Source organism: Nocardioides ginsengisegetis, assembly GCF_014138045.1.
In the GTDB taxonomy this organism is placed as follows: Bacteria; Actinomycetota; Actinomycetes; order Propionibacteriales; family Nocardioidaceae; genus Nocardioides; species Nocardioides ginsengisegetis.
Map to the genome: position 1 here is coordinate 539627 of NZ_JACGXA010000001.1, position 25989 is coordinate 565615.

The window sequence follows — 25989 nt, forward strand, 5'->3', positions numbered from 1 at the left end:
CGAACCCGTGGAGCAGACCGAGCCCGACCTGGTCCCACCGCTCGACGTACCCCTCGACGAGCCCGAGCTGTTCCCGATCGACGGGCGGCGCTACCCCTCCACGATCGGCGGCATCTTCTACCTCGTGGTCCTCGCGATCACCGCGGTCGGCATCGGGATCGTGTGGACCGGCAACTGGCGGCTCGGCACGCGCTGGGTCGCCGGTGCGCTGATCTTCGCGGCCCTGCTCCGGCTCGTGCTGCCCAGCAAGGACGCCGGCATGCTCGCCGTCCGGCACCGGGCCTTCGACTGCATCCTGCTGGCCGGGGTCGGGGCGGCGCTGATCTTCCTCGCCACGACGATCCCCAACCAGCCCGGCCTCTGACCGACCCGTCGTCGAGCCGGCGCAACTGCTCGCGCTCGGTTGGCGCCCGCGCGCGTAGCCGGCCGTCTCCCGGGGGCGGTGTGTTGTGAACCGAACGTGGGCGGGATCGCGGGGGAGCGGTGAGCTGTGAACCGAAACCGACGCTCGGACGGTTGCTGTCTCACCGCTCCCGAGCGGGCTCGCGCGGAAACGGTTCACAGCTCACCGCCACGCGGTCGACCGGCCCTGGGTCGCGGTCGCAATCGTTCCATTGCTGGCGTAGGGACCACCCCGGACGCACAACAGGACCGTCACCGTTCAATTGATCGGTGACGGCCCTGTCGCGTCAGAGCGGACGAACCTAGATCAGGCCGAGCTCCGTGACCGCGGCGCGCTCGTCGGCGAGCTCGGCGGTGGAGGCGTCGATCTTGGCGCGCGAGAAGTCGTCGATGTCGAGACCCTGGACGATCGACCAGTCGCCGTCCTTGGTCGTGACCGGGAACGACGAGATGAGGCCCTCGGGCACGCCGTAGGAGCCGTCGGAGACGACCGCCATCGAGACCCAGTCACCCTCGGGGGTGCCGTGCAGCCAGTCGCGGGCGGCGTCGACGGTGGCGGACGCGGCCGAGGCGGCCGAGGACGAGCCCCGGGCCTCGATGATCGCGGCGCCGCGCTTGGCGACGGTCGGGATGAAGGTGTTCTCCAGCCAGTCCTGGTCGCCCACGACCTCGGCGGCGTTCTTGCCGCCGATCTCGGCGTGGAACAGGTCGGGGTACTGCGTGGCCGAGTGGTTGCCCCAGATCGTCATCTTCTTGATGTCGGTCACGGACGCGCCGGTCTTGGCCGCCAGCTGCGAGATCGCGCGGTTGTGGTCGAGGCGGGTCAGCGCCGAGAACCGCTCCTGCGGGATGTCGGGGGCGTTGGTCATCGCGATGAGCGCGTTGGTGTTGGCCGGGTTGCCGGTGACACCGATGCGTACGTCGTCGGCGGCCACGTTGTTGAGGGCCTTGCCCTGCGCGGTGAAGATCGCGCCGTTGGCCGAGAGCAGGTCGCCACGCTCCATGCCCGGGCCGCGCGGACGCGCGCCGACGAGCAGGGCGAGGTTGACGCCGTCGAAGATCTTCTCGGCGTCGTCACCGATCTCGACGCCGGCGAGCGTCGGGAAGGCGCAGTCGTCGAGCTCCATCACGACACCCTCGAGTGCCTTCAGCGCGGGGGTGATCTCCAGGAGGCGCAGCTCGATCGGGCGGTCGGCCCCGAGCAGCGAACCGCTCGCGAGGCGGAAGAGGAGGCTGTAACCGATCTGGCCGGCGGCGCCGGTCACGGCCACCTTGAGGGGGGTAGAGCTCACGACGACTCCTTGTCGACAAAGGCTGGGTGGTTCCCCGGCGACGCTAGCAGCGTGTCGCGCCCCCGGCGACGGAGGGTTCGACAGGTGTGCATGCGCCATGCTGGCGCCCATGAACGGCTCCGGCGTACGACGCGTGCTGGCTGCGCTGTCCCTCCTCCTCGTGCTGCCCGCCGGCCTCGCGGCGTGCGCGGGCGGGCCGCCGACGGTCGCACCGACGGGCGTGGACGAGCTGACGATCCCGACCCCGATGCCGGACCCCTCGGACTTCGTGGACCCCGACGCCGACGAGTCCGCGGCCAACCCGTGGTTCCCGCTCGAGCCCGGACGGGTGTGGACCTACCGCCGCCACGAGCTCCAGGACACCTACGTCGAGCGGGTCACGGTCACCGACCGGACCCGCGTCGTCGACGGGGTCACCACCCGGGTGGTGAGCGACGAGCTCGTCGACACCGCGCAGCGGGTCGTGTCCTCCCACGAGCGCTACTACGCCCGGGACAACTTGGGCAACGTGTGGTTCTTCGGGATCGCCGGGGACTGGGAGGCCGGTGTCGCCGGCGCCGAGGCGGGCCTCGCGATGCCCGCGCACCCCCGGCTCGGCGACGGGTTCGTCGTGGACGCCGGCCCCGGCACTGCCGAGGACCGGGCGGAGGTGCTGGCGCTGGACGCGAAGCGCGACGTGCCCGCCGGCTCGTTCGACGACCTGCTCGAGGTGGAGCAGACGACGCCGCACCAGACCGGCCTGGTCCGGCGCGCCTACTACGCGGCCGGGGTCGGGCTGGTCTTCCAGGAGACCGTGGCCGGCGGCACCGAGCTCGTGGAGCTCGTCGCCAGCGGCTGAGCGCTACTCCGCGGGCGGACGGACTTGCGTGCCGCCGTCACCCTCGCCGGGCCAGACCTCGTCGTAGCCCGGGATGCGCTCCCACTGGTGGGCGGCGGCGTTCCACTGCCAGCCGGCCGCGGCGGCCTGCTCGACCGTCCACGCCTGCTCCTGCTGGGTCACCGGCGCGGCGGCCTGCTGGTTCCACTCCTGCTGGTAGGCGTCGGGAGCGCCGTACCCGGGCACGGCCGCCGGCGCCCGCCGGCCGAACGTGAGCCCGGAGCCCGGCACCGGCTCGTCGACCTGCCCGAACAACATCGCGTACGTCGCTCCCGCGGCCGCGGCGCCGAGCAGCGGGGCCAGGATGAAGAGCCACAGCTGGACGATCGCGTCGGTCCCGGCGAAGACGCCGACCCCGATCGAGCGGGCCGGGTTGACCGACGTGCCGGTCAGCGGGATCGAGGCGAAGTGGATGATCGCCAGGGTGAGGCCGATCGTCAGCGGGGCCATCGAGGGGTGCTCGTTGCGGGCGTCGGTGACCGCGAGGATCACCCAGACGAAGATCGCGGTCAGCACGGCCTCGAGCAGGAACGCCGCCCACCAGGCGTAGCCGCTGCCCTGGTCGCCGTAGGAGTTCTGCGCGAAGTGGCCCTCGGCGGTGAAGCCCTCCAGCCCCTGCAGCAGCGTGAAGAGGACGGTGCCGGCGAGGAGTGCGCCGGCGAGCTGCGCCGCGACGTACACGACGACCTCGCTCCACGCGATCCGCCCGCCCATCGCGGCGCCGACCGAGACGGCGGGGTTGAAGTGGCCGCCCGAGACCCGGCCGACGGCGTAGGCCATGACCAGCACGGCCACGCCGAAGGCGAGGCCGGTGGCGACGTAGTCGCCGCTGACGATGGCGGTGCCGCAGCCGATGAACACGAGGACGAAGGTGCCGAGGACCTCGGCCGCGACCTTCTGCGCTGTGGTGGACGTGGTTGCCATGCCGACCCCCTGTGACCGGGTCCCCGCGAGTCCGGGGAACACCTCGGATCGTAGTCCCGTGAACGGCCCGTTGCCGGGATCACGCCCGGGTGCGAGGCTGGGCGGGTCCGGCCTCCGGACCACCCGTCAGGTATCTTGACGTCAAGCAACTTTTTAGGCATCCGCAGACCGTTCAGGAGTCGCGAAACCCATGGCCAAGATCATCTACACGCACACGGACGAGGCGCCCCTGCTGGCGACGTACTCCTTCCTGCCGATCATCCAGGCGTACGCCGCCAAGGCCGGTGTGGAGGTCGAGACGCGCGACATCTCCCTCGCCGGGCGCATCCTCGCCCAGTTCCCCGAGCGCCTCACCGACGAGCAGCGTGTCGAGGACGCCCTCGCCGAGCTCGGCGAGCTCGCCACCAAGCCCGAGGCGAACATCATCAAGCTGCCCAACATCTCCGCCTCCATCCCGCAGCTCAAGGCCGCGGTCAAGGAGCTGCAGGAGAAGGGCTACGACCTCCCCGACTACCCGGAGAACCCGCAGTCGGAGGAGGACAAGGAGACCCGCGCGAAGTACGACAAGGTCAAGGGCTCCGCGGTCAACCCGGTCCTGCGCGAGGGCAACTCCGACCGCCGCGCGCCGGCGTCGGTGAAGAACTACGCCAAGGCCCACCCGCACCGCATGGGTGCCTGGAGCAGCGACTCGAAGACCAACGTCGCCACCATGGGCAAGGACGACTTCTTCTCCAACGAGAAGTCCGTCGTGATCCCCGCCGACGACTCCCTGACGATCAAGCACGTCGCCGCCGACGGCACCGAGACCGTCCTCAAGGAGGGCGTGAAGGTGCTGGCCGGCGAGGTCGTGGACGGCACGTTCATGAACGTCGCCGCCCTGCGCCGCTTCCTCACCGAGCAGATCGCCCGCGCGAAGGCCGAGGACGTGCTGTTCTCGGTGCACCTCAAGGCCACGATGATGAAGGTCTCCGACCCGATCATCTTCGGCCACGTGGTGCAGGCGTTCTTCCCGACGCTGTTCGAGCAGTACGGCGAGCAGCTGGCCGCCGCGGGCATCTCGCCCAACGACGGGCTCGGCGCCCTGCTCGGCTCGGTCGCCTCGCTCCCCGAGGGCGACGCGATCAAGGCGGCGATCGAGGCGGGCCTGGCCGACGGCCCGGCGATGGCCATGGTCGACTCCGACAAGGGCATCACCAACCTGCACGTCCCCTCCGACGTCATCATCGACGCCTCGATGCCGGCCATGATCCGCACCAGCGGCCACATGTGGGGCCCCGACGGCGAGGAGGCCGACACCCTCGCGGTGATCCCGGACTCCTCCTACGCCGGCGTCTACCAGACCGTCATCGACGACTGCCGCGCCCACGGCGCCTTCGACCCGTCGACGATGGGCTCGGTGCCCAACGTCGGCCTGATGGCCAAGGCGGCCGAGGAGTACGGCTCGCACGACAAGACCTTCGAGGTCCCGGCCGCCGGCCAGGTCCAGGTCGTGGCGTCCAACGGCGACGTGCTCATCCAGCACGACGTGGAGCCCGGCGACATCTGGCGCGCCTGCCAGACCAAGGACGCCTCGATCCGCGACTGGGTCAAGCTCGCCGTCACCCGCGCCCGCGCCACCGGCTCGCCGGCCGTCTTCTGGCTCGACGAGCACCGCGCCCACGACGCCAACCTGATCGCCAAGATCAACGAATACCTCCCGGAGCACGACACCGACGGGCTCACGATCGAGATCATGGCGCCGGCCGAGGCCACGGCGTACTCCCTGGAGCGGATCCGCAAGGGCGAGGACACCATCTCGGTCACCGGCAACGTGCTGCGCGACTACAACACCGACCTCTTCCCGATCCTCGAGCTCGGCACCTCGGCGAAGATGCTCTCCGTCGTCCCGCTGATGAACGGCGGCGGCCTGTTCGAGACCGGCGCCGGCGGCTCGGCGCCCAAGCACGTGCAGCAGCTGGTCAAGGAGAACTACCTGCGCTGGGACAGCCTGGGCGAGTTCTTCGCGCTGGCCGCGTCGTTCGAGCACCTCGCCGGCTACGCCGACAACGCGCGGGCCAAGGTCCTCGCTGACACGCTCGACAAGGCGACCGGCACGTTCCTGGAGAAGGACAAGTCGCCGACGCGTCGCATCGGCGGCATCGACAACCGCGGCTCTCACTTCTACCTCGCGACCTACTGGGCCCAGGAGCTCGCGGCGCAGTCCGAGGACGCCGAGCTGGCCGCCGACTTCAAGGCGCTGGCCGAGCGGCTCGCCGGTGACGAGGAGACGATCGTCGCGGAGCTCAACGGCGTGCAGGGCTCGCCCGCGGACATCGGTGGCTACTACCAGCCCGACGACGCCAAGGCCGACAAGGTCATGCGCCCGTCGCAGACGCTGAACGAGGCGCTCGCCAGCCTCTGAGCACCACGTCGATGAACACGCAAGCGGGCCCGGGAACCATTTCCCGGGCCCGCTTCGTCTCGTGGGCATGATCGGGACCTTCGAGGAGTACGCCGCGGCCCGCTGGTCGCGCCTGGTCCGGTCGGCGGTGCTGATGGGGGCAGACCCCCACGCTGCCGAGGACCTCGTCCAGACCGCCCTCGCCAAGTGCTACTTCGCGTGGGCGCGGGTGAGTCGCGCCCAGGACCCGGATGCCTACGTGCACCGGGTCCTGATCAACACGCTGACCGACAGCCGACGCCGGCGCTGGTGGGGCGAGAGCCCCGCGGCGGAGCTCCCCGAGCCGTCGGTCGCGGACGGCGCGGAGGAGCGCGCGAGCGGCGACGCCCTGCGCGCCGCGCTGCGGCAGCTCGCCCTGCCCCAGCGACAGGTGCTGGTGCTGCGCTACTACGCCGACCTGACCGAGGCACAGGTCGCCGCGGCGCTCGGCATCCCCGTGGGGACCGTGAAGAGCCGGGCCGCGCGCGGCCTGGCCGTCCTGGAGGCGGACCCGTCCCTGGGCCAGCTCGTGAGAGGAGAGGGACGATGAGCGAGGACACGCTGCGCCGGCTGCTGGACGAGGGCGCCTCGGGCGTCGAGGTCGGGCCGGTCCCGCTGGCCGCGATCGGGCGTCGCGCGCGGAGGCGTCGTACGTCGTTCGTCGCCGGGGCCGCGGCCGCGGTCGTCCTCTCCGCTGGCGTCGGCGTGGGAGTCGCGCAGGTGGTCGCGGGCCACCACGGGGCCGGGCCGGCCGCGCCGACGAAGGACTACCGGCGCGACGAGGTGCCGGTGTTCCTGCCGACCGGGCCGGAGGTGCTCGGCGGCGCCCACGACCTGAAGCTCACCGTCCTCACCGGACGGCTGGTCGCCACCCACGACGACCGCTGCCTGGTCCTCGAGAGCGGCGACGCCGTGGTGCCGGTGTTCTGGCCGGACGGCTACGAGGGTCTGGTCCACGACGGGTCCGGCTTCTCGCTCCTGGACGGCCGCGGCGAGGTCGTGGCGGAGGTCGGCGACCGGGTAGAGCTGGGCGGGACCTTCCTCGACCCCGCGTCCTGGTCGGGCGACGACCTCTGCATCCCGGCGGACCAGAAGTCGTTCCTGGTCCGGCAGGCGCCGACCGTCGTCGACTGACCGACCCCGGTCGCGACCGCCCTCAGGGCAGCTGCGGCACCGGCCAGGACGGGTCCGGTCGGAAGGTCTCCCAACCGTCGCAGAACGGCGGCCCCCAGGCGCGGATGACCGCCTCGACCTCGGCAGCCATGGCGGTGATCCGGGCGGCCTCGTCGGGGGAGTAGCGGCCCTGCTCGACGGCGAGCACCAGCTCGTCCTCGTCCTTGCGGCTGTGGGTGCGGTCGGGATCGACCCAGACGTCGAGGACGTGGTCCCTGGAGTACGTCGTGTCCGCGTCGCGGACGTGCGGGTCCTCGAGGTTGACGTACCACCCCTCGAACGACGCCTCGCCCGCCGGGAAGAACGCCCACACCGACCAGGGCCGGCCGGTCGGCGCGACCCGGAGGACGTCGTAGTCGTCCCACGTGCCGACGGCCTGGGCGCGTTCGGCGGTGAACATGGTCGAGGGGTGCCCGCGGAAGTCGAGCCCGTCGGCCCTGGCCACCTTGAGGATCGGCGTCCCGGCCGGCAGCCACGCGACGAGCGCGTCCGCGTCGTCGCGGACCACCGTCATCGGCGTCGCCCAGTGGGGGGCGGTCGGGTCGCCGTAGCGCCACATGATCTGCGTGCCGGGCTCCCAGAACGGGGGCGTGCCGGAGGGGCGGGCGTCCGAGAGGCTCACGCCCGCGGACGATAGTCGAACGCGGTCATCCGCGGACTAGTGGTCGTTGTGGTCACACGGCAGCTGTCCGAGGAATAGGCCGGCGGCGCCGCTCCTTGGAGACTGGTGACGCCCCAGAGACAAGCCGAGAGTGACGATGACGACGACCGCGACCACCGAGCTGGCCCCCACCGAGACCCGGCAGCCGCGCGCGTCCCACTTCCTCCTCGCGGTGCTCGCGCTCGCGATGGGCGGCTTCGCGATCGGCACGACGGAGTTCGTGACGATGGGGCTGCTGCCCGAGATCGCCGACGGCGTCGGTGCCTCCATCCCGTCGACCGGCCACGTCATCTCGGCGTACGCGCTGGGCGTGGTCGTGGGCGCCCCGGTGCTCGCCTTCTTCGGCGCCAAGTGGCCGCGACGCGGGCTGCTGGTGGCGCTGATGCTGGCCTACGCGGTCTTCAACGCGGCCAGCGCGCTGGCCACCGACTACCACCTGCTCTTCGCGGCCCGCTTCCTCGACGGCCTGCCCCACGGCGCCTACTTCGGCGTCGCGTCGTTGGTCGCGGCCAGCCTGGCCCCGCCCGAGCGCAAGGGCCGCGCCGTCGCGCTGGTCATGCTCGGCCTCTCGGTCGCCAACGTGGTCGGCGTCCCCGCCGCGACCTGGATGGGCCAGCACCTCGGCTGGCGCTCGGCCTTCTGGGGCGTCGCGGCGCTGTCGCTGCTGACCGTGGCGCTCGTGCTCGCCTTCGTGCCGGCCTGCCCCGGGGACCCCGAGGCGACCGGGCGCCGTGAGCTCAAGGCGTTCTCCACGCCGCAGGTCTGGCTGACCCTGCTGGCCGGCGCGGTCGGCTTCGGCGGCATGTTCGCGGTCTACACCTACATCAGCCCGACGCTGACGGGCGTGGGCGGCCTGTCGGAGTCCTCGATCCCGGTCGCGCTGTTCGTCTTCGGCCTCGGCATGGTCGCCGGCACCTGGGTGGCCGGCGAGCTCGCCGACTGGTCGATCTTCCGCTCGCTGCTGATCGGCTCGGTGGGCATGGGCGCCGTCCTGCTGCTGTTCTGGTTCGCCGCGCCCCACGGCTGGTGGTCGCTGCCCGTCGTCTTCCTCATCACCGTGCTCGGCTCGGTGCTCGTCGTGAACCTCCAGCTCCGCCTCATGGACGTCGCCGGCGAGGCCCAGACCCTGGGCGCGGCGATGAACCACGCCTCCCTCAACGTCGCCAACGCGCTGGGCGCCTGGCTCGGCGGGCTCGTGATCGCCGGCGGCTACGGCTACCGGGCCCCGGCGCTGGTCGGTGTCGCGCTGTCCGTCGGGGGGCTCGTCGTCATCCTGGCCTCGGCCGCCCTCCACTCCCGCGACAGCAGGTCGTAGCCCGCCAGGTCCACGACCTCACCGGCCCCGGTCCTTGCCGCATCACGCAGTACGCCGGTGGGTCGCATGCCGACGGCCTCCAGGACGCGCCGCGAGGCGACGTTGGGGGCCGAGGCGTAGGCCACGAGCCGGTCGAGGCCGAGGGTGCCGAAGGCGTGGTCGACGGCCAGGGCGGCCGCCCGCTGGGTCAGGCCGCGGCCGCGGGCGTCCGGGTGCGTCCAGTAGCCCAGCTCGGGATCCTCCATGCGGTAGAGCCCCACGACGCCGAGCAGCAGGTCGTCGGCCGGGTCGCAGAAGGCCCACGTGATCGTGTGGTTGGTGGCGAGCCGCTCGGTCACCCGGTCGACGTAGGCGCGGCCGGCGGCCTCGTCGGGGTCGCGCGGCATGAACGCCAGCCAGTACTGCACCTGCGGGTCGCCGATGCCCTCGACCACCCGCGGCACGTCGGCCTCGGTGAAGGGCCGCAGCCGGACGCTCTCGCCCTCGACCACGGGGTTGTCGAGCCACGTGGTGCGCGGCGCCATCGCCTCGCCGCGGAGCAGGGTGCCGACCCACGCGTCGGTCAGCTCACCGCGGTGGTCCAGCCACTGGCGGACCGTCCCGTCGACGGAGAAGCCCAGTCGCCAGGCGACCTTGCGCGAGGCCCAGTTGCCGTGGTTGGCCCACCAGACGACCGTGTCCAGGCTCTTCTCCGCGAAGCCCCACTCGAGGAGCAGCCGCAGCCCGCGCTCCATCGCCCCGGTGCCGCGGGCGGCCGGGTGCGAGCCGTAGGCGATCTCGGCTCGGCCGGAGTCCCGGTTGCGCAGCGAGATCGTGCCGGCGTACCGGCCCTCGTGCTCGACCGCGAAGCCCCACTCGGTGTCCTCGCGCCAGCCGGCGGGCAGCACCTCCTCGACGAAGCCCGCGGCGTGCTGGTGCTCGTAGGGCACCGGCACCGTCGTCCACCGCTGTGACAAGGGGTCCGTGCCCTGCTCGTAGACGCCCGGGATGTCGTCGGCCCGGTGCGCGCGGAGGGTCACGGTGCCGTCGGTGAGCGTGGGGGCGGTCGTCATGGCCGAACCCTGCCAACGCCGGGGGTTCGGGGCAAACCGATAACCCCGCGGGGTCCCCGCTCGTTGGCTGCCCATGCGCCCAGTCCGTCTCGCCCTCGCTGCCCTGGTGGCCGGCCTCCTCGCCCTCACAGCGGTGCCGGCCCACGCCGACGGCGGTCCGTCGCGCGCACGGCCGCACGGCCGCTTCATCCTCGACCCCGCGGGACGCGTGCTGGTCCTGCACGGGCTCAACATGGTCTACAAGCGCGGCTCCTACGCCCCCGACGAGACCGGCTTCGGCCGTGACGACGCACGCTTCCTCGCCCACCACGGCTTCACCACGGTCCGGCTCGGCCTGATCTGGAAGGCCGTGGAGCCGCAGCCGGGGCAGTACGACGACGCCTACCTCGCGCGGGTCCGGCACACCACCCGCCTGCTGGCCGACGCCGGGATCTGGACCCTGCTCGACTTCCACCAGGACCTGTTCAACGAGCGCTTCCAGGGCGAGGGCGCTCCCGACTGGGCCGTCCAGGACGACGGCCTGCCGGCGCAGCCGCAGACCGGCTTCCCCTACAACTACTTCGGCATGCAGGCCCTCAACCGCGCCTTCGACCACTTCTGGGCCAACGACCCGGGTCCCGGCGGCGTCGGGCTCCAGGACCGGTACGCCGCGGCCTGGGCCCACGTGACGTCGTACTTCTCCGGGACACCGCGGGTCCTGGGTGTCGACCTCTTCAACGAGCCGTGGCCCGGCACCGGCTGGCAGCAGTGCGCCAACCCCGCCGGGTGCCCCGCCTTCGACGCCACCCTGCAGACCTTCACGCAGCGCTCGATCGACGCGATCCGCGCGGTCGACCGGCGCACGGCGGTCTTCTACGAGCCGCAGGTCCTGTTCAACAACGGCTCCCAGACCTCGGTCACCCCGACCGGGAGCCGGCTCGGCTTCTCCTTTCACGACTACTGCCTCACCGCCGACGCCGGCACGGGGGAGAGCGGCGGCCAGGAGGGCTGCAGCACCTTCGACGACCTGGTCTTCACCAACGCCGACGACCACGTGGCCGCGAGCGGGGACGCGCCGCTGCTGACGGAGTTCGGCGCGACGACCAAGCAGTCGACGATCACGACCATGGTCGACCGGGCGGCCGCGCACCTGACCGGCTGGCAGTACTGGGCCTACTGCGGGTGCGAGGACCCGACCACCACCGGCCCGGGCGCCACCCAGGCGCTGGTCCTCGACCCGTCGAAGGCGCCGCGGGGAGGCAACGTCGACTGGGCCAAGATGCGCTCCCTGGTCGTCCCGCACCCCCTCGCGGTGGCCGGCACGCCGACGGCGTACTCGTTCGCGCGGCAGTCCCGGGTCTTCCGCGCCGCGTGGTCGACCGCGCGGGCAGGCGGCTCCGGCAGCTTCGCCGCCGGCAGCCGCACCACGATCTCGGTGCCGGCGTACGTCTACAGGAGCGGGTACGCCGTGCGCGTCACCGGCGGGCACGTCGTCTCGCGCGCCGGGGCCCGCACGCTCGTGGTGGCGCAGGATGCCGGCGCCGAGGCGGTGCGCGTGGTCGTGCACCCGGCCTGAGTCGGGCACCACCCGATCGGGGTGGCACGTTCGGGTCATTGCCGGGCCTTCGCGCCACGCCCTGCAATGGAGGCCGACCCCGACCCGGAGGAGAGCCCCATGGAGATCCCGACCACGCGCCCGACCCTGACCCCCGACGACGAGGGCTACGACGAGGCGAGGAGGGTCTTCAACGGCATGATCGACCGCCGGCCGGCACGGATCGTTCGCTGCACGAACGCGCACGAGGTGGCCGCGGGGCTGATGGCCGCCCGGGCCGAGGGCCTCCCGGTCTCGGTCTACGGCGGCGGGCACAGTGTCACCGGCTCCGCCGTCATCGACGACGGCGTCTGCCTCGACCTGCGGCTGATCGACGACATCGCGGTCGACGCGGAGCGGCGCGAGCTCCGGGTCGGCGGTGGCGCCCGCTGGGGCGAGGTGGACGCGGCGACCCAGGAGCACGGCCTCGCGGTCACCGGGGGCCGGGTGTCCACGACCGGTGTCGGGGGGCTCGCGCTCGGCTCGGGCAGCGGCTGGATCGAGCGCTACGCCGGCCTGACCTGCGACAGCCTGCTCGAGGCCGAGATCGTGACCGCCGACGGCCGGATCGTGATGGCCTCGGAGAAGGAGAACCCCGACCTGTTCTGGGCGATCCGCGGAGGCGGCGGCAACTTCGGGATCGTCACCCACTTCACGTTCCGCCTGCACGAGGTCGGCCCGATCGTGCTCGGCGGCATGCTGCTCTACCCCGGCCACATGGCTCGCGAGGTGCTCGCGTTCTGGCGCGACTTCGTCACCGACGGCCCCGACGCGCTCGGCAGCGGCGTCGCCCTCATCACCGCCCCGCCGGCCGACTTCGTGCCCGAGCCCGCCCGCGGCAAGCCGGCCGTCGGCGTGATCATCTGCTACGCCGGCCCGCTCGACGAGGCCGAGCACGTGCTGGCCCCGATGCGCGAGTTCGGGCCCCCGGCGGTCGACCTGCTCCAGCCGATGCCGTACGTCGCGGTGCAGCAGCTGCTCGACCCCGGGAACCCGGCGGGCATGCACAACTACTGGAGCGGCGACTTCCTCGCCGAGTTCCCCGACGAGGCCATCGACGCGTTCGTCTCCCACTCCCAGCCGCCGGTCTCCCCGATGAGCCAGATGATCGTCGTCGCCGGGGGCGGCGTGCTGGCCCGTGTCGAGGAGGACGCGATGGCCTTCGGCCAGCGGCAGGCGCCGTTCAACCTGCACCTGCTCTCGATGTGGGAGCCGGACCACGCCCAGGACCAGGCCAACATCGACTTCACCCGGCGCCTCGTGGCCGCGATGCAGCCCTGGACGACCGGCAACGCCTACCTGAACTTCATCGGTGACGAGGGGGTCGGCCGCGTCGAGGCGGCCTTCGGGCCCGAGAAGTACGCCCGGCTCCAGCAGATCAAGGCCGTCTGGGACCCCACCAACGTGTTCTGCCACAACCAGAACATCGTCCCCGCGACGGCACCCGCCGCGTCCACCGTCTGACCCCGCCGCCGAGACCGTCGCGCGCGCCCGCGCCCGCGCCAGACCCCGCACGGGTCGGGCGCGGCCGGATCGTGAACAATGGCGGCCATGTCCACCACGACCGAAACCCAGGTCGCCGTGTCCGCGGCAGCCTCCGCGACGGCCCGGCCGCGTGTGCTCTCCGGGATCCAGCCGACCGCGGACTCGTTCCACTTCGGCAACTACCTCGGCGCGCTGCGCCAGTGGGTGGACCTCCAGCAGGACTACCAGCCCTTCTTCTTCATCGCCGACCTGCACGCGATCACCGTCGAGCAGGATCCCAAGGTGCTGCGCGAGCGGTGCCTGCGCGCCGCGGCCCAGCTGCTCGCCATGGGCATCGACCCGGACCGCTCGGCGATCTTCATCCAGAGCCAGGTCCCGGCCCACGCCCAGCTCGGCTGGGTGCTGCAGTGCCTGACCGGCTTCGGCGAGGCGCGGCGGATGACCCAGTTCAAGGACAAGTCGGCCAAGGGCGGCGAGGGCGCGGCCTCCGTCGGGCTGTTCACCTACCCCGTCCTCCAGGCGGCCGACATCCTGCTCTACCGCCCGCACTTCGTGCCCGTGGGCGAGGACCAGCGCCAGCACCTCGAGCTGACCCGCGACCTCGCGCAGCGCTTCAACCACCGCTACAAGAAGACCTTCCGGCTGCCCGAGCCCTACATCCTCAAGGCCACGGCCAAGATCGCCGACCTGCAGGATCCGACGTCGAAGATGTCGAAGTCCGCGTCCTCGCCCGCCGGCATCGTGGAGATGCTCGACGAGCCCAAGGTCAGCGCCAAGAAGATCCGGTCGGCCGTCACCGACTCCGAGGCCGAGGTCCGCTTCGACACCGACAAGAAGCCGGGCGTCAGCAACCTGCTCACGATCTACTCCGCCCTCACGGGCGAGGCGATCAGCGACCTCGAGGAGCAGTACGCCGGCCGCGGCTACGGCGACCTCAAGGGCGACCTGTCGGAGATCGTCGTCAACTTCGTGACGCCCTTCCGCGAGCGCACCCTCGAGCTGCTGGACGACCAGGCCTACCTCACCGAGGTGCTCAAGCGTGGCGCCCAGCAGGCCGGGGAGGTGGCTGAGGCCACCCTGCGCGACGTCTACCAGCGGGTCGGCTTCGTCGCCGCGAGCCAGTAGGGTCTTCCAGATGCCGACCATCGGAGTAGCCGTCGCGATCCCGGAGCCCTGGGCCACCGAGCTCCAGGACTACCGCACGGCTGTCGGCGACACGACCGCGGCGATGATCCCCACGCACATCACGTTGGTCCCGCCGACCGACGTGACCGACGACGACCTCACCGAGATCGAGAAGCACCTCGCCGACGTCGCGGGGGAGACCGAGGGCTTCTGCGTGCACCTGCGCGGCACCGGCACCTTCCGCCCGGTCTCGCCGGTCGTCTTCGTGACCCTGGTCGAGGGCATCTCCCAGTGCGAGCAGCTCGCGGCCGCCGTACGCCGTGGTCCGCTCGACGTCGAGATCTCCTTCCCCTACCACCCCCACGTCACCGTCGCCCACCACCTGGCGGACGACCTGCTCGACCGGGCCTTCGAGGAGCTCGCGGGCTTCGACTGCACCTTCGACGTCGACGACTTCCACCTCTACGTGCACGACGAGGAGATCGGCTGGCAGCCGACGCGTGACTTCCCGCTCTGCGGGGCACGCTCCTGACATGGCATCACTCAAGGAACGGGCCACCGCCCGACTGGCCGAGCTGCGCCGCCGTCGACCTTCCGTCGACCACGCGGTGCGGATGCAGCAGCACTACGGCGCGGTGAAGGCCGGCCAGCAGGCGGGCGCGGTGACCTACTTCGGCTTCCTGTCCTTCTTCCCGATCCTGGCCCTCGCGGTGTTCGTGGTCGGCTACGTGTCGTGGGTCTACCCGGCGGCCAACCACAACCTCCGCGACGCGATCGAGTCCGTGCTGCCCGGTCTGATCGGCGACCAGAAGGGCCAGATCTCACTGGCCAACATCCGCACCTTCTCCGGCTGGGCCGGGCTCGTCGGCGTGCTCGGTGTCCTCTACTCCGGCCTCGGCTGGGTCTCGGCGCTGCGCGACGCCCTGACCGTGGTGTTCGAGCTGCCGGCCAAGCAACAGCCCGGGTTCGTGCGCGGCAAGGCGCGTGACCTGCTCACCCTGGTCGCGATCGGGCTGGTGCTGCTGGTCACGGTCGCGGTGGCCGGCTTCGCCCGCGGCTTCTCGGGCAACCTGCTGGACTGGCTGGGCCTCGGCACCGAGCTCGGCTGGCTGGTCGGACTGGTCACCGTCGTCCTCGGCCTGGCCGCCAACACCCTGCTGTTCTTCCTCATGTTCAAGCTGCTCGCCGAGCCGCCCACGCCGAGCCGCTCCCTGTGGCGGGGCGCCCTGCTCGGGGCGGTGCTGTTCGAGGTGCTGAAGCAGGCCTCGCAGTACCTCCTCGCCTCGACCAAGGGCCAGCCGGCCTTCCAGGCCTTCGGGATCGCGCTGATCCTGCTCGTCTGGATCAACTACTTCTCGCGCGTCGTCCTCTACGCCGCCGCCTTCGCGCACACGACGCCCGAGGCGCGCGCCCAGCGCGTCGCCGACCCGGCCGAGCCCGTGCAGGGCCCGCCGTCGCCGCCGGTGACCGTCGACCACGTCCCGCAGGAGGCCACGATGGCGGCGCCCGGCCGGTCCTGGGTCGGCCCCTTCGCGGCCGGGAGCGTGACCGCGCTCGGACTCGTCGCCGCACTCCGGAAGAAGGACTCGTGAAGTTCGAACGCAAGCACGCCTGGCTGCTCCTCGTGGTGGCCCTCTGGAACGTCCTCATCTGGCTGACGTTCGCCAAGAACCTCTCGGCGGCGCACTCCCGCGGCGAGTCCCACCCCACCGGCTACTGGGTCGCCCACACGATCCTGATCGTCGTGGACCTCGTCATCGCTGGCGTCCTCGGCGCCCTCGCCGCGAAGGCCTTCCGGGCGACGCGGTCCTCCTGATTCCTGCCGACTCCGGCGCTCTCCGGCGCCGCGCGGTCGCGGGTGAGGTGGCTGGGGGAGCTGTGTGGGTCGGAATCGCCGGTTCACCGGCGATTCCTCCCTCCTGCGTGCGCAGGATCATCACGGGGCGCGCGGAAATGATGATCGTGCGCACTCGGGCCCTTGGCCGTGATGTCGTCGCAGTCAGGACATGTGAGATGTCTTAGCGGTGTAAGTCTATGTAGTTGATATACATTGGTCGCATGTCCGACCTCACCGTCACGCTTCCCCTGCTCGAGACCCTGCGCGCCCAGGCCCGGGACCCCGGCCTCCTCGACCTGGTCCAGCGCCACCCGACCGAGAGGTCCTGGCTCCAGCTGCCGTCACACGACGACGTGACCATGTGGCTGATCGCCTGGCCCGCCGGATCCAGCACCGACTGGCACGACCACGGACCGGCGTCCGGGGCCTTCGTCGTGCTGGAGGGGACGCTGGTCGAGCACAGCTGGCTGGGGGCGCTCCGGGTCTGCCGCCTGGGCGTGGGCGACGCCCGCGAGTTCGCCCCCGACCACGTCCACGACGTGCGCAACACCTCCGCGAGGCCGGCGGTGTCCCTGCACGCCTACTCCCCGCGGCTGGAGGCGATGACGCGCTACCGTTTCCTGGGGGACCGCATCGAGGCGATCGGGGTCGAGAGGGCCGGTGAGGGCTGGTGAGCGGTGACGAGACGCCCCGCTACGACGGCGTGGACGAGATGCTGGCCGACGCCCGCTCCCACCTCGACCGCGTCGACGCGGCCGAGGCGCACCGGGAGCTGCTCGCCGGAGACGCCCTCCTCGTCGACATCCGGCCCGCCGCCCAGCGCCGGGCGGAGGGCGAGGTGGACCCTGGGCTGCCGGTGCAGGTGATCGAGCGCAACGTGCTCGAGTGGCGGTTCGACCCGCGCAGCGACGCGCGGGTCCCGGAGGCGTCGTACGACGCCCGGGTGATCGTGCTGTGCCAGGAGGGCTACACCTCGTCGCTGGCCGCCCATGCGCTGCAGCAGCTGGGGATCCACCGGGCCACCGATGTGGTCGGGGGCTTCGCCGCGTGGCGGGAGGCGGGCCTGCCCGTCGCAGCCGACCCCCACCCATGACCTGACTCGTTGACGGCGGCATTCGCGCGTGGAACCGTGAGACGGGTCCGGAAGGGGGAGTGCGATGCCCCGACAGGGTCTGCCTCGTGTGGCACTGGTGATCCTCGGATTCGTGACGCTGCTCGCGTGCACCGAGTCGCCGCCGTCTGCCCGACCGCTGCCGAGCCACGCGGAGATCGCCGACGGGATCGCCGAGTTCGCGCCGCTGATCGACGGCTTCGACCAGGTGCGGGCCATCGTCGTGCATGCCGACGGTGACATGGTCTTCGAGGAGTACTACGGGACGTCGGGGGAGGCCTACTGGAACACGCAGTCCGTCACCAAGAGCGTGATGTCGACCCTGGTCGGCATTGCCATCGGCGAAGGACTGATCCAGAGCGTCGACCAGACTCTGGGCGAGCTGCTGCCCGCGTATGCCTCCGACATGTCGCCAGCGATCGCCGCCACCACCCTCCGGCAGGTGCTCACGATGACCGCGGGCTTCGGCAACCCCATGAGCCCGACGGTCACCGACTTCACCGGATCGAAGGATTGGGTGCGGAGCATCCTGGCCAACCCCGTCTCCCCGCCGGGGGCGGACTTCGCCTATTCCAACGGGGACGCTCACCTGCTGTCGGCCGTCCTCCGGGAGGCGACCGGCATGTCCGTCCTGACCTACGCACGTTCGAGGCTCTTCGACCCCTTGGGCATCGACAGCAGGCCGGCTGCCCAGCTACCCCCGAAGGCATCCAGCGTGGCTGCCTACGACAAGGCCGATTTCGCCTGGCCGGTCGATCCGCAGGACCTCAACCTGGGATGGGCGTTGCTCAAGCTTCGTCCGAAGGACATGGTGAACCTGGGGCTGCTGTACCTCGCTGAGGGCCGTTGGAAGGACAGGCAGCTGGTTCCCGCCGATTGGGTGCACGACGCCACCACGACGCAGGTGCCTGCCCAGGGCTCAGGAGAGGGCTACGGCTACCTGTGGTGGACCGGGGAGGTCGACGGTGACCCCGTGTTCCGGGCGGTGGGAAGCGGCGGTCAACTGATCGAAGTCGTCCCGAGCCGCCACCTGGTGGTGGCCGTTGCCACCGAGCTGCGGCTCGCCGACCCGACCAGTCTCGGCGTGGCCGACAGCGCGCTGATCAGCCTCGTCGAGGACGGCATCGTGGCCACCTTCGACTGACGACGACTGACCCCCTGAAATGAGTCGAGTCGGCGCAACTGCCGGAGGAGTCCCGGGCAGGTGCGCCGACTCGAAGGTCTTGAGCGCGGCAGGTGCGCCGACTCGACCTACAGGCCGTGACGCATGGCGGCGTGCAGGTCCCAGTTGAGGCGGGAGATCACGTCGAGCGGGATCTCCTTGGGGCACGCGGCGGTGCACTCGCCGATGTTGGTGCAGCCACCGAAGCCCTCGTGGTCGTGCTGGCCGACCATCTCCACGACGCGGGTGTCGCGCTCGGGCTGGCCCTGGGGCAGCTCGCCGAGGTGGGTGATCTTGGCACCCATGAACAGCGAGGCCGAGCCGTTGGGGCAGGCGGCGACGCAGGCGCCGCAGCCGATGCAGGTCGCCACGTTGAACGCGCGCAGCGCGTCGTCGCGGGGGACCGGGGTGGCGTGTGCCTCGGGCGCCGAACCGGTGTTGACCGAGATGTAGCCGCCGGCCTGGATGATCCGGTCGAACGCGCCGCGGTCGACGCAGAGGTCCTTGACCACCGGGAACGCGTCGGCGCGCCACGGCTCGATGACGATCTCGTCGCCGTCCTTGAAGGAGCGCATGTGCAGCTGGCAGGTCGTGGTGACCTCGGGGCCGTGGGCCTGGCCGTTGATCATCAGGCCGCACATGCCGCAGATGCCCTCGCGACAGTCGGAGTCGAACGCGACCGGCTCCTCGCCCTTGGCCTGAAGCTCCTCGTTGAGGACGTCGAGCATCTCGAGGAACGACATGTCCTCGGACACGTCATCGATCTCGTAGGTGTGCATGGCGCCCTCGGAAGCCGCGTCGGCCTGGCGCCAGATCTTGAGGGTGAGTCTCACTTGTAGCTCCGCTGCTTCATCTCGATGGCCGTGTAGATCAGTTCTTCCTTGTGCAGAATCGGCGCCTCGCCGTCGCCGGCGAACTCCCAGGCCGCGACGTAGGCGAACTCGTCGTCGTGGCGCAGCGCCTCGCCGTCCTCGGTCTGCGACTCGCCACGGAAGTGGCCGCCACAGGACTCGCGACGGTTGAGCGCGTCGATGCACATGAGCTCACCGAGCTCGATGAAGTCGGCCACGCGGCCGGCCTTCTCCAGCGACTGGTTGAGGCTCTCGGCGCTGCCGAGGACCTTCACGTTGCGCCAGAAGTCGTCCTTGAGGGTGCGGATGAGGTCGATGGCCTTCTTCAGGCCCTCCTCGGTCCGCTCCATGCCGCAGTACTCCCACATGATGTTGCCGAGCTCGCGGTGGTAGGAGTCGACGCTGCGGGTGCCGTTGCTGTTCATGAACGTGTCGATGCGGGTGCGCACCGCCTGCTCGGCCTCGACGACCGCCGGGTGGTCGGCCGGGACCGGCTCGAACGGGCCGTCCGCGAGGTAGTCGCGGATCGTGTGGGGGAGGACGAAGTAGCCGTCCGCGAGGCCCTGCATCAGCGCCGAGGCACCGAGGCGGTTGGCGCCGTGGTCGGAGAAGTTCGCCTCGCCGGTGACGAAGAGGCCCTCGATGCTCGACATCAGGTCGTAGTCGACCCACAGGCCGCCCATGACGTAGTGCACGGCCGGGTAGATGCGCATCGGCGTGGAGTAGGGGTCCTCGCCGGTGATCCGGGCGTACATGTCGAAGAGGTTGTCGTACTTCTCCTCGATGCCGTCGCGGCCCAGGCGCTCGATCGCGGCGCTGAAGTCGAGGTAGACACCCCGGCGCACGCCCTCGACGGCCGGGCCGACGCCGCGGCCCTCGTCGCAGACGTTCTTCGCGGCCCGCGAGGCGATGTCGCGGGGGACCAGGTTGCCGAAGGAGGGGTAGATCCGCTCCAGGTAGTAGTCGCGGTCCTCCTCGGGGATGTCGCGCGGGTCCTTCTCGCAGTCCGAGGCCTTCTTGGGCACCCAGATCCGGCCGTCGTTGCGCAGCGACTCCGACATCAGGGTCAGCTTCGACTGGTGCGCGCCCGAGACCGGGATGCAGGTCGGGTGGATCTGCGTGTAGCAGGGGTTGGCCATGTAGGCGCCCTTGCGGTGTGCACGCCACGACGCGGTGACGTTGCAGCCCATCGCGTTGGTGGAGAGGTAGAAGACGTTGCCGTAGCCGCCGCTGGCGAGCACGACCACGTCGGCCAGGTGGGTCTCGATCTCGCCGGTGACCATGTCGCGGGCGATGATGCCGCGGGCCTTGCCGTCCACGATGATCACTTCGAGCATCTCGTGGCGGGTGAAGGTCTCCACCGTGCCGGCCGCGACCTGGCGCTCGAGGGCCTGGTAGGCGCCGAGCAGCAGCTGCTGGCCCGTCTGGCCGCGGGCGTAGAACGTGCGGGAGACCTGGACGCCGCCGAAGGAGCGGTTGTCCAGCAGGCCGCCGTACTCGCGGGCGAAGGGGACGCCCTGCGCGACGCACTGGTCGATGATGTTCGTCGAGACCTCGGCGAGGCGGTAGACGTTGGACTCCCGCGAGCGGTAGTCGCCGCCCTTGACGGTGTCGTAGAAGAGGCGGTGGACGGAGTCGCCGTCCTCCTTGTAGTTCTTCGCGGCGTTGATGCCGCCCTGGGCCGCGATCGAGTGCGCGCGGCGCGGGGAGTCCTGGTAGCAGAAGGACTTCACGTTGTAGCCGGCCTCGCCGAGCGTGGCCGCGGCGGAGCCGCCGGCCAGGCCGGTGCCGACAATGATGATCGACAGCTTGCGGCGGTTGGACGGGTTGACCAGGCGGGCCTCGAACTTGCGGGTCTGCCAGCGGTCGGCGATCGGGCCGCCCGGCGCCTTGGTGTCGGCGATCGGGGCACCGGGGGTGTAGTAGCCCGCGGCGTCGTCGCTCTGGGCGCCCGGTCCGTCGTGCGAGGGGTCGGACGTGAGGGTGGTGTCCGGCATGTCGGTCATGTGCGAGTCCTTACTTGGAGATGACGCCGACGAGGACGAAGATCGGCACGAGCGAGAAGCCGCCGGCGATCAGCACGGCGATGATCCAGCCGAGGCCCTTGGCGTTGCGCCGTGCCTTCGCGTTGTTGGTCAGGCCGAGGGTCTGCGCGGAGCTCCACACACCGTGGTGCAGGTGCAGGCCGAGCGCGGCCATCGCGACCAGGTAGATCAGCGTCAGCCACCACGTGTCGAAGCTGTCCACGAGCAGGTTGTAGGGGTCGTTGGTCGGACCGCCCTGCACGTTGACCTTGCCGACGGTGAAGTTCAGCAGGTGCCAGATGATGAACAGCAGCAGCGTCAGGCCGCCCCAGCGCATCATGCGCGAGGAGAACGACGACGCGAGGTTCTTCTTCACCTGGTAGCGGACCGTGCGGGCGCGCTTGGCGCGCTTCCACAGGGCCGCTGCCGAGTAGACGTGCACCACGAGCGCCACGATCAGCACCAGCCGGATCACCCACAGGAGACCCGAGTGCGGAAGCATCGGCTCGCCGATGGTCCGCAGGTGCTCGGCGTACTCGTTGTAGGCGTCATGGCCGGCAAAGGCCTTGAGGTTGCCGTACATGTGCAGGAGCACGAACCCGATGAAGATGATGCCGCTGACGGCCATCAGGAGCTTGAGTGCGATGGTCGAGCGCGTCGAGCGCGCTCCCTTGACAAGGGTCGTCGTTGCCACGAAAGGCCACGCTACCGTCCGGGGGCCGTGCCCCATGCCGCGGGGAGTGTGACATATGCCCGGTTACCGGGCGGTTGCCGCGGTTTTGTCACGCGTGGGCGTCGGCAAGGGGCCGTACGACGGGTGCCAGCCGGGCGTAGGTGCCCGCCACGAGCTCGTCCACGGCGTCGTGCCAGGTGCGTCCGGAGGCCAGCTCGCGGGCCCGGTCGCCGAGCAGCCCGCGGTGCGGGTCCGCAGCCACCGCGGCCACGGCCCGGCGGAGCCCGTGCGGGTCCGTGGGGTCGTAGAGCAGCCCGGTCTCCAGGCTGCGCACGACGTCGGGCGCGCCGCCCGAGCGCGGCGCCACGACGGGCACACCGCTCGCCGCGGCCTCGCGCAGCGCGTGGCTGCAGGTCTCGTGGCGGCCCGGGTGGACCAGGACGTCGAGCGAGGGCATCGCGACGGTCAGGTCGCCGGTCTCGAGAGCGCCGGTGAAGCGGGCCCGGGGGAGCCGGCCCTGCAGCCAGCCGCGCTGCGGGCCGTCGCCGACGATCACCGGCCGGATGCCGGGCACGGCCGCGAGCTCGGCCAGCCGGCGTACGTCGTGGCGCCGGTGCAGCGAGCCGACGTACCCCACGACGACCAGCGGGCCGCTGGCCGAGCGGGCGCGGGACCAGCTGGCGTGCAGCCACGGGTCGCGGAGCTGCGGGGCGAACGCGGCGGTGTCCACGCCCGGCGTCCAGAGGTCGGCGGCGACGCCGAACTCCGTCATCCGCTGCACCATCCACGGCGAGGTGACCACGACGGCGTCGGCGCGGTCGGCGACCTTGCTGCGCCAGTGGTCCGCGGTCTCGTCGAGGACCGAGGACTGCTCGACCACGACCGAGGGGATGCCCAGCCGGCGGGCGTGCTTGAGGGCCTTGCGGCCGATCGTGCCCGGCGAGGTCACGTGGACCAGGTCGGGGGCGAAGTCGACGAGCGCGTCGCGCACCTGGCTGCCCGGCTTCTCCAGCGGGCGGGTGCGCACGACGGGGCAGCGCCGGTAGGTCGACAGACCCGGCCCGGGCGCGATGATCCGCACCTCGTGACCGGTGTCGATGAGGTGATCGGCCACGGCCTTCACGGTCGTCGTGGTGCCGTCCACCGCCGGGTAGAAGGTCTCGGTGACCAGTGCGATCCTCATGCTCCCAGCGTGGGCGGTGCAGGCGACGCGCACGCTGCTTCGCCGTGACGTCGGCGTGAACTGTCGCTGAGACGGGGCGGTGTGGCCCCTTTCACATTGGCCCCAACCTGTGCAGACTCACCTCCAGCACCCGACCAGCGGAGGTGGCGATGGCGTCGACAGACGCTCGTACGGCTACAGGAGTGAACGGGCCCACCAGGGCCCGTATCGGCGTCAAGACCCTGCGGACGGACCGGTGGTGGCTCACGCCGCTGGCGACCTTCGTGGTGTTCACGGCCTTCGTCGTCTACGCGACGTGGCGGGCCTTCGCCGGGCACCACTACTACGCCGAGCCCTACCTCTCGCCGTTCTACTCGCCCTGCCTGACCGACTCCTGCGTGAGCGGGTCCTCGGACTTCGGGCAGCCGCTGAGCCTGTGGAGCCTGTCGCCAGCGCTGGTCATCCTGATCTTCCCGCTGGGCTTCCGGATGACCTGCTACTACTACCGCAAGGCCTACTACCGGGCCTTCTGGCTCTCCCCGCCGGCCTGCGCGGTGGCCGAGCCGCACGGCGCCTACTCGGGCGAGACGCGGTTCCCGCTGATCCTCCAGAACATCCACCGCTACTTCTGGTACGCCGCCGTGGTGGTCGCGCTGATCCTCAGCTACGACGCGATCCTGGCCTTCGGGCCGGCCGAGGGCGAGTCCGACGGCATCCACATGGGCCTCGGCACCGTGCTGATGGTCGCCAACGTGGTGCTGATCTGGCTCTACACGCTGTCGTGCCACTCCTGCCGGCACATCACCGGCGGCCGGCTGCGGCACTTCTCCAGGCACCCGGTCCGCTACCGGATGTGGACCTTCGTCTCGAAGCTCAACACCAACCACGCCCGCTACGCGTGGTACTCCCTGTTCTCCGTCGCGCTGGTCGACCTCTACATCTACCTGCTCGCGACCAACGTCTTCGACGACCCGAGGTTCTTCTGACATGACCGAGTCCTCCACGCGGCACCCCATGACCGGCAACGAGATGTCCGGCGAGTCGGCCGGCGGCATGGAGCGCCACCAGTACGACGTCGTGGTGGTCGGGGCCGGCGGTGCCGGCCTGCGGGCCGCGATCGCGGCCCACGAGTCCGGTGCCCGGACGGCCATCGTCTGCAAGTCCCTGCTGGGCAAGGCGCACACCGTGATGGCCGAGGGCGGCATCGCGGCCGCCATGGGCAACCGGTGGCCCGAGGACAACTGGGAGGTGCACTTCCGCGACACGATGCGTGGCGGGAAGATGCTCAACAACTGGCGGATGGCGCAGCTGCACGCGCAGGAGGCCCCCGAGCGGGTGATGGAGCTCGAGGACTGGGGCGCCCTGTTCGACCGCACCGACGACGGGCTGATCTCCCAGCGCGACTTCGGCGGCCACAAGTACGCCCGCCTCGCCCACGTCGGCGACCGCACCGGCCTGGAGATGATCCGCACGCTCCAGCAGCGGGCGGTGGCGCTGGGCATCGACGTCTTCATGGAGCTGACGGTCACCGACCTGATGAAGGACCCTTCGACAGGCTCAGGGCAGGCGGGGAGAATTGCCGGCGCGTTCGGCTACTGGCGCGAGTCCGGCCGGTTCGTGCTCTTCGAGGCGCCGTCGGTGATCCTGGCGACCGGCGGTATCGGCAAGTCCTTCAAGGTGACCTCCAACTCCTGGGAGTACACCGGCGACGGCCACGCGCTCGCGATGCGGGCCGGCGCGAGCCTGATCAACATGGAGTTCGTGCAGTTCCACCCGACCGGCATGGTCTGGCCGCCGTCGGTGAAGGGGCTGCTCGTCACGGAGTCGGTGCGCGGCGACGGCGGCATCCTGAAGAACTCCGAGGGCAAGCGGTTCATGTTCGACTACATCCCGGAGTTCTTCAAGGCGGAGACGGCCGACACCGTCGAGGAGGCCGACCGGTGGTACGACGACAAGAAGAACAACCGCAGACCTCCCGAGCTGCTGCCCCGTGACGAGGTCGCGCGGGCGATCAACTCCGAGATCAAGGCCGGCCGCGGCACACCGCACGGCGGCATCTACCTCGACATCGCCTCGCGGCGTATGCCCGAGTTCATCCGCAAGCGGCTGCCGTCGATGTACCACCAGTTCAAGGAGCTGGCCGACGTCGACATCACCGCGGAGCCGATGGAGATCGGCCCGACCTGCCACTACGTGATGGGCGGTGTCGAGGTCGACGCCGACACTCAGGAGAGCGCGGTCACCGGCCTGTACGCCGTGGGGGAGTGCTCCGGCGGCATGCACGGCTCCAACCGGCTCGGCGGCAACTCGCTCGGCGACCTGCTGGTCTTCGGCAAGCGGGCCGGCGAGGCGGCCACGGCGTACGCCTCCTCGCTGGGCGACAACCGGCCGCGGGTCGACGAGGCCGACGTGAAGGCGGCCGAGCGGAGCGCGCTCGCCCCCTTCGAGGTCGAGGGCGGGGAGAACCCCTACACGATCCAGTCCGACCTCCAGCAGTCCATGAACGACCTGGTCGGCATCATCCGGACCGCCGCGGAGCTCGAGGAGTCGCTCACCGAGGTCGAGGCGTTCAAGGTGCGCGCGAAGTCGATGAAGGTCGAGGGGCACCGGCAGTACAACCCCGGCTGGCACCTCGCGATCGACCTGCGCAACATGCTGATCGTCAGTGAGTGCATCGCCAAGGCCGCGCTGGCCCGCGAGGAGTCCCGCGGCGGCCACACCCGCGACGACTTCCCCGGCCCGAACGCCGAGTGGGGCACCAAGAACCTCGTGGTCAACCTCAACGCCGAGGGGACCGGGGTCGACCTGCACGAGAAGCCGCTCCCGGTGATGCCGGACGAGCTCAAGAAGTACTTCGAGGAGAAGAGCTGA

At 71.0% G+C, this 25989-nt stretch carries 25 protein-coding genes; 17 read left to right on the forward strand and 8 right to left on the reverse strand.

Translation table 11 applies throughout. The features are described from left to right. The first annotated feature begins 7 nt into the window (after nucleotides 1-7). Complete coding sequence (locus tag FB382_RS02560) at nucleotides 8-364, forward strand: DUF3017 domain-containing protein (RefSeq protein ID WP_343055456.1); 357 nt, start codon at nucleotides 8-10, stop codon at nucleotides 362-364. Nucleotides 365-704: 340 nt separating this feature from the next. Here FB382_RS02560 and FB382_RS02565 read toward each other — a convergent pair whose 3' ends face one another. Beyond that, entirely contained in the window at nucleotides 705-1694 is a 990-nt protein-coding gene (locus tag FB382_RS02565; RefSeq protein ID WP_125039105.1) for a malate dehydrogenase, read from the reverse strand. Between the two features lie 109 nt (nucleotides 1695-1803). Here FB382_RS02565 and FB382_RS02570 point away from each other — a divergent pair, with 109 nt between their 5' ends. Next, nucleotides 1804-2532 (forward strand): hypothetical protein, encoded by a 729-nt coding sequence (locus FB382_RS02570; RefSeq protein WP_182536530.1) that lies wholly within the window; start codon nucleotides 1804-1806, stop codon nucleotides 2530-2532. A gap of 3 nt (nucleotides 2533-2535) precedes the next feature. Here FB382_RS02570 and FB382_RS02575 read toward each other — a convergent pair whose 3' ends face one another. Next, nucleotides 2536-3495 carry an aquaporin gene (locus FB382_RS02575; RefSeq protein WP_182536532.1) on the reverse strand — a complete coding sequence of 320 codons (960 nt, stop codon included), beginning with the start codon at nucleotides 3493-3495 and terminating at the stop codon, nucleotides 2536-2538. 190 nt (nucleotides 3496-3685) lie between these two features. Here FB382_RS02575 and FB382_RS02580 point away from each other — a divergent pair, with 190 nt between their 5' ends. The 3 genes from FB382_RS02580 (at nucleotide 3686) to FB382_RS02590 (ending at nucleotide 7048) form a co-directional block, all read left to right on the forward strand. Then, nucleotides 3686-5896: an NADP-dependent isocitrate dehydrogenase gene (locus FB382_RS02580; protein WP_182536534.1), complete on the forward strand. Its 2211-nt coding sequence runs from the start codon at nucleotides 3686-3688 to the stop codon at nucleotides 5894-5896. Nucleotides 5897-5963: 67 nt separating this feature from the next. After that, nucleotides 5964-6464: a SigE family RNA polymerase sigma factor gene (locus FB382_RS02585; protein WP_182536536.1), complete on the forward strand. Its 501-nt coding sequence runs from the start codon at nucleotides 5964-5966 to the stop codon at nucleotides 6462-6464. Next, entirely contained in the window at nucleotides 6461-7048 is a 588-nt protein-coding gene (locus FB382_RS02590) for a hypothetical protein (RefSeq protein ID WP_182536538.1), read from the forward strand. Before FB382_RS02585 ends, FB382_RS02590 begins: the two co-directional genes overlap by 4 nt. 22 nt (nucleotides 7049-7070) lie before the next feature. Here FB382_RS02590 and FB382_RS02595 read toward each other — a convergent pair whose 3' ends face one another. Then, nucleotides 7071-7709, reverse strand: a complete 639-nt coding sequence (locus tag FB382_RS02595; protein ID WP_182536540.1) for a DUF402 domain-containing protein — start codon at nucleotides 7707-7709, stop codon at nucleotides 7071-7073. A 136-nt stretch (nucleotides 7710-7845) separates the two neighbouring features. Here FB382_RS02595 and FB382_RS02600 point away from each other — a divergent pair, with 136 nt between their 5' ends. Then, entirely contained in the window at nucleotides 7846-9063 is a 1218-nt protein-coding gene (locus FB382_RS02600) for an MFS transporter (protein ID WP_182536543.1), read from the forward strand. Here the strand turns inward: FB382_RS02600 and FB382_RS02605 are convergent. Further along, a complete protein-coding gene (locus FB382_RS02605) occupies nucleotides 8964-10115 on the reverse strand; it encodes a GNAT family N-acetyltransferase (RefSeq protein ID WP_182536545.1) in 1152 nt (383 codons plus the stop codon). The genes FB382_RS02600 and FB382_RS02605 overlap by 100 nt on opposite strands. A 73-nt stretch (nucleotides 10116-10188) precedes the next feature. Between FB382_RS02605 and FB382_RS02610 the strand changes: the two genes are divergently transcribed. From FB382_RS02610 to FB382_RS02650, 9 genes are all read left to right on the forward strand, one after another. Continuing rightward, nucleotides 10189-11670 (forward strand): cellulase family glycosylhydrolase, encoded by a 1482-nt coding sequence (locus tag FB382_RS02610; protein WP_182536547.1) that lies wholly within the window; start codon nucleotides 10189-10191, stop codon nucleotides 11668-11670. A gap of 99 nt (nucleotides 11671-11769) precedes the next feature. Beyond that, nucleotides 11770-13152: an FAD-binding oxidoreductase gene (locus FB382_RS02615; protein ID WP_182536549.1), complete on the forward strand. Its 1383-nt coding sequence runs from the start codon at nucleotides 11770-11772 to the stop codon at nucleotides 13150-13152. A gap of 87 nt (nucleotides 13153-13239) precedes the next feature. After that, entirely contained in the window at nucleotides 13240-14298 is a 1059-nt protein-coding gene (trpS, locus tag FB382_RS02620; RefSeq protein WP_182536551.1) for a tryptophan--tRNA ligase, read from the forward strand. A gap of 10 nt (nucleotides 14299-14308) precedes the next feature. After that, nucleotides 14309-14830 (forward strand): 2'-5' RNA ligase family protein, encoded by a 522-nt coding sequence (locus tag FB382_RS02625; protein ID WP_182536553.1) that lies wholly within the window; start codon nucleotides 14309-14311, stop codon nucleotides 14828-14830. 1 nt (nucleotide 14831) lies between these two features. Then, the gene (locus FB382_RS02630) at nucleotides 14832-15890 is read left to right on the forward strand and encodes a YihY/virulence factor BrkB family protein (protein WP_182536555.1); all 1059 of its coding nucleotides are present in this window, start codon (nucleotides 14832-14834) and stop codon (nucleotides 15888-15890) included. Beyond that, nucleotides 15887-16114 carry an SCO4848 family membrane protein gene (locus FB382_RS02635; RefSeq protein ID WP_182536557.1) on the forward strand — a complete coding sequence of 76 codons (228 nt, stop codon included), beginning with the start codon at nucleotides 15887-15889 and terminating at the stop codon, nucleotides 16112-16114. Before FB382_RS02630 ends, FB382_RS02635 begins: the two co-directional genes overlap by 4 nt. A gap of 242 nt (nucleotides 16115-16356) precedes the next feature. Continuing rightward, nucleotides 16357-16809 carry a cysteine dioxygenase gene (locus FB382_RS02640; RefSeq protein ID WP_182536559.1) on the forward strand — a complete coding sequence of 151 codons (453 nt, stop codon included), beginning with the start codon at nucleotides 16357-16359 and terminating at the stop codon, nucleotides 16807-16809. Next, nucleotides 16806-17228 (forward strand): rhodanese-like domain-containing protein, encoded by a 423-nt coding sequence (locus FB382_RS02645; protein WP_343055457.1) that lies wholly within the window; start codon nucleotides 16806-16808, stop codon nucleotides 17226-17228. The genes FB382_RS02640 and FB382_RS02645 overlap by 4 nt, the downstream gene beginning before the upstream one ends. 88 nt (nucleotides 17229-17316) lie before the next feature. After that, nucleotides 17317-18390, forward strand: coding sequence for a serine hydrolase (locus tag FB382_RS02650; protein ID WP_182536561.1), 1074 nt, complete (start codon nucleotides 17317-17319; stop codon nucleotides 18388-18390). Nucleotides 18391-18497: 107 nt separating this feature from the next. Here the strand turns inward: FB382_RS02650 and FB382_RS02655 are convergent, their stop codons facing one another. The 4 genes from FB382_RS02655 to FB382_RS02670 all read right to left on the reverse strand — a co-directional run bounded on the left by FB382_RS02655 (nucleotide 18498) and on the right by FB382_RS02670 (nucleotide 23139). Next, nucleotides 18498-19241 (reverse strand): succinate dehydrogenase/fumarate reductase iron-sulfur subunit, encoded by a 744-nt coding sequence (locus FB382_RS02655; RefSeq protein ID WP_182536563.1) that lies wholly within the window; start codon nucleotides 19239-19241, stop codon nucleotides 18498-18500. Beyond that, nucleotides 19238-21256, reverse strand: coding sequence for a fumarate reductase/succinate dehydrogenase flavoprotein subunit (locus FB382_RS02660; RefSeq protein WP_182541315.1), 2019 nt, complete (start codon nucleotides 21254-21256; stop codon nucleotides 19238-19240). The genes FB382_RS02655 and FB382_RS02660 overlap by 4 nt, the downstream gene beginning before the upstream one ends. Before the next feature lie 19 nt (nucleotides 21257-21275). Next, entirely contained in the window at nucleotides 21276-21977 is a 702-nt protein-coding gene (locus FB382_RS02665) for a succinate dehydrogenase/fumarate reductase transmembrane subunit (RefSeq protein ID WP_182536565.1), read from the reverse strand. 88 nt (nucleotides 21978-22065) lie between these two features. Then, nucleotides 22066-23139, reverse strand: a complete 1074-nt coding sequence (locus FB382_RS02670; protein ID WP_182536567.1) for a glycosyltransferase — start codon at nucleotides 23137-23139, stop codon at nucleotides 22066-22068. 182 nt (nucleotides 23140-23321) lie between these two features. On the opposite strand from FB382_RS02670, the gene FB382_RS02675 reads away from it, so the two are divergent. Further along, the gene (locus FB382_RS02675) at nucleotides 23322-24104 is read left to right on the forward strand and encodes a hypothetical protein (protein WP_343055458.1); all 783 of its coding nucleotides are present in this window, start codon (nucleotides 23322-23324) and stop codon (nucleotides 24102-24104) included. A gap of 1 nt (nucleotide 24105) precedes the next feature. Then, a complete protein-coding gene (locus tag FB382_RS02680) occupies nucleotides 24106-25989 on the forward strand; it encodes a fumarate reductase/succinate dehydrogenase flavoprotein subunit (RefSeq protein WP_220481236.1) in 1884 nt (627 codons plus the stop codon).

What these genes read in the sequence shown, in the direction of transcription:
- FB382_RS02570 (WP_182536530.1), top strand. Translation starts at nt 1,804, where the DNA reads ATGAACGGCTCCGGCGTACGACGCGTGCTGGCTGCGCTGTCCCTCCTC.
- FB382_RS02575 (WP_182536532.1), bottom strand. Translation starts at nt 3,495, where the DNA reads ATGGCAACCACGTCCACCACAGCGCAGAAGGTCGCGGCCGAGGTCCTC.
- FB382_RS02580 (WP_182536534.1), top strand. Translation starts at nt 3,686, where the DNA reads ATGGCCAAGATCATCTACACGCACACGGACGAGGCGCCCCTGCTGGCG.
- FB382_RS02585 (WP_182536536.1), top strand. Translation starts at nt 5,964, where the DNA reads ATGATCGGGACCTTCGAGGAGTACGCCGCGGCCCGCTGGTCGCGCCTG.
- FB382_RS02590 (WP_182536538.1), top strand. Translation starts at nt 6,461, where the DNA reads ATGAGCGAGGACACGCTGCGCCGGCTGCTGGACGAGGGCGCCTCGGGC.
- FB382_RS02600 (WP_182536543.1), top strand. Translation starts at nt 7,846, where the DNA reads ATGACGACGACCGCGACCACCGAGCTGGCCCCCACCGAGACCCGGCAG.
- FB382_RS02605 (WP_182536545.1), bottom strand. Translation starts at nt 10,115, where the DNA reads ATGACGACCGCCCCCACGCTCACCGACGGCACCGTGACCCTCCGCGCG.
- FB382_RS02610 (WP_182536547.1), top strand. Translation starts at nt 10,189, where the DNA reads ATGCGCCCAGTCCGTCTCGCCCTCGCTGCCCTGGTGGCCGGCCTCCTC.
- FB382_RS02615 (WP_182536549.1), top strand. Translation starts at nt 11,770, where the DNA reads ATGGAGATCCCGACCACGCGCCCGACCCTGACCCCCGACGACGAGGGC.
- trpS (WP_182536551.1), top strand. Translation starts at nt 13,240, where the DNA reads ATGTCCACCACGACCGAAACCCAGGTCGCCGTGTCCGCGGCAGCCTCC.
- FB382_RS02625 (WP_182536553.1), top strand. Translation starts at nt 14,309, where the DNA reads ATGCCGACCATCGGAGTAGCCGTCGCGATCCCGGAGCCCTGGGCCACC.
- FB382_RS02630 (WP_182536555.1), top strand. Translation starts at nt 14,832, where the DNA reads ATGGCATCACTCAAGGAACGGGCCACCGCCCGACTGGCCGAGCTGCGC.
- FB382_RS02640 (WP_182536559.1), top strand. Translation starts at nt 16,357, where the DNA reads ATGTCCGACCTCACCGTCACGCTTCCCCTGCTCGAGACCCTGCGCGCC.
- FB382_RS02660 (WP_182541315.1), bottom strand. Translation starts at nt 21,256, where the DNA reads ATGCCGGACACCACCCTCACGTCCGACCCCTCGCACGACGGACCGGGC.
- FB382_RS02670 (WP_182536567.1), bottom strand. Translation starts at nt 23,139, where the DNA reads ATGAGGATCGCACTGGTCACCGAGACCTTCTACCCGGCGGTGGACGGC.
- FB382_RS02680 (WP_220481236.1), top strand. Translation starts at nt 24,106, where the DNA reads ATGACCGAGTCCTCCACGCGGCACCCCATGACCGGCAACGAGATGTCC.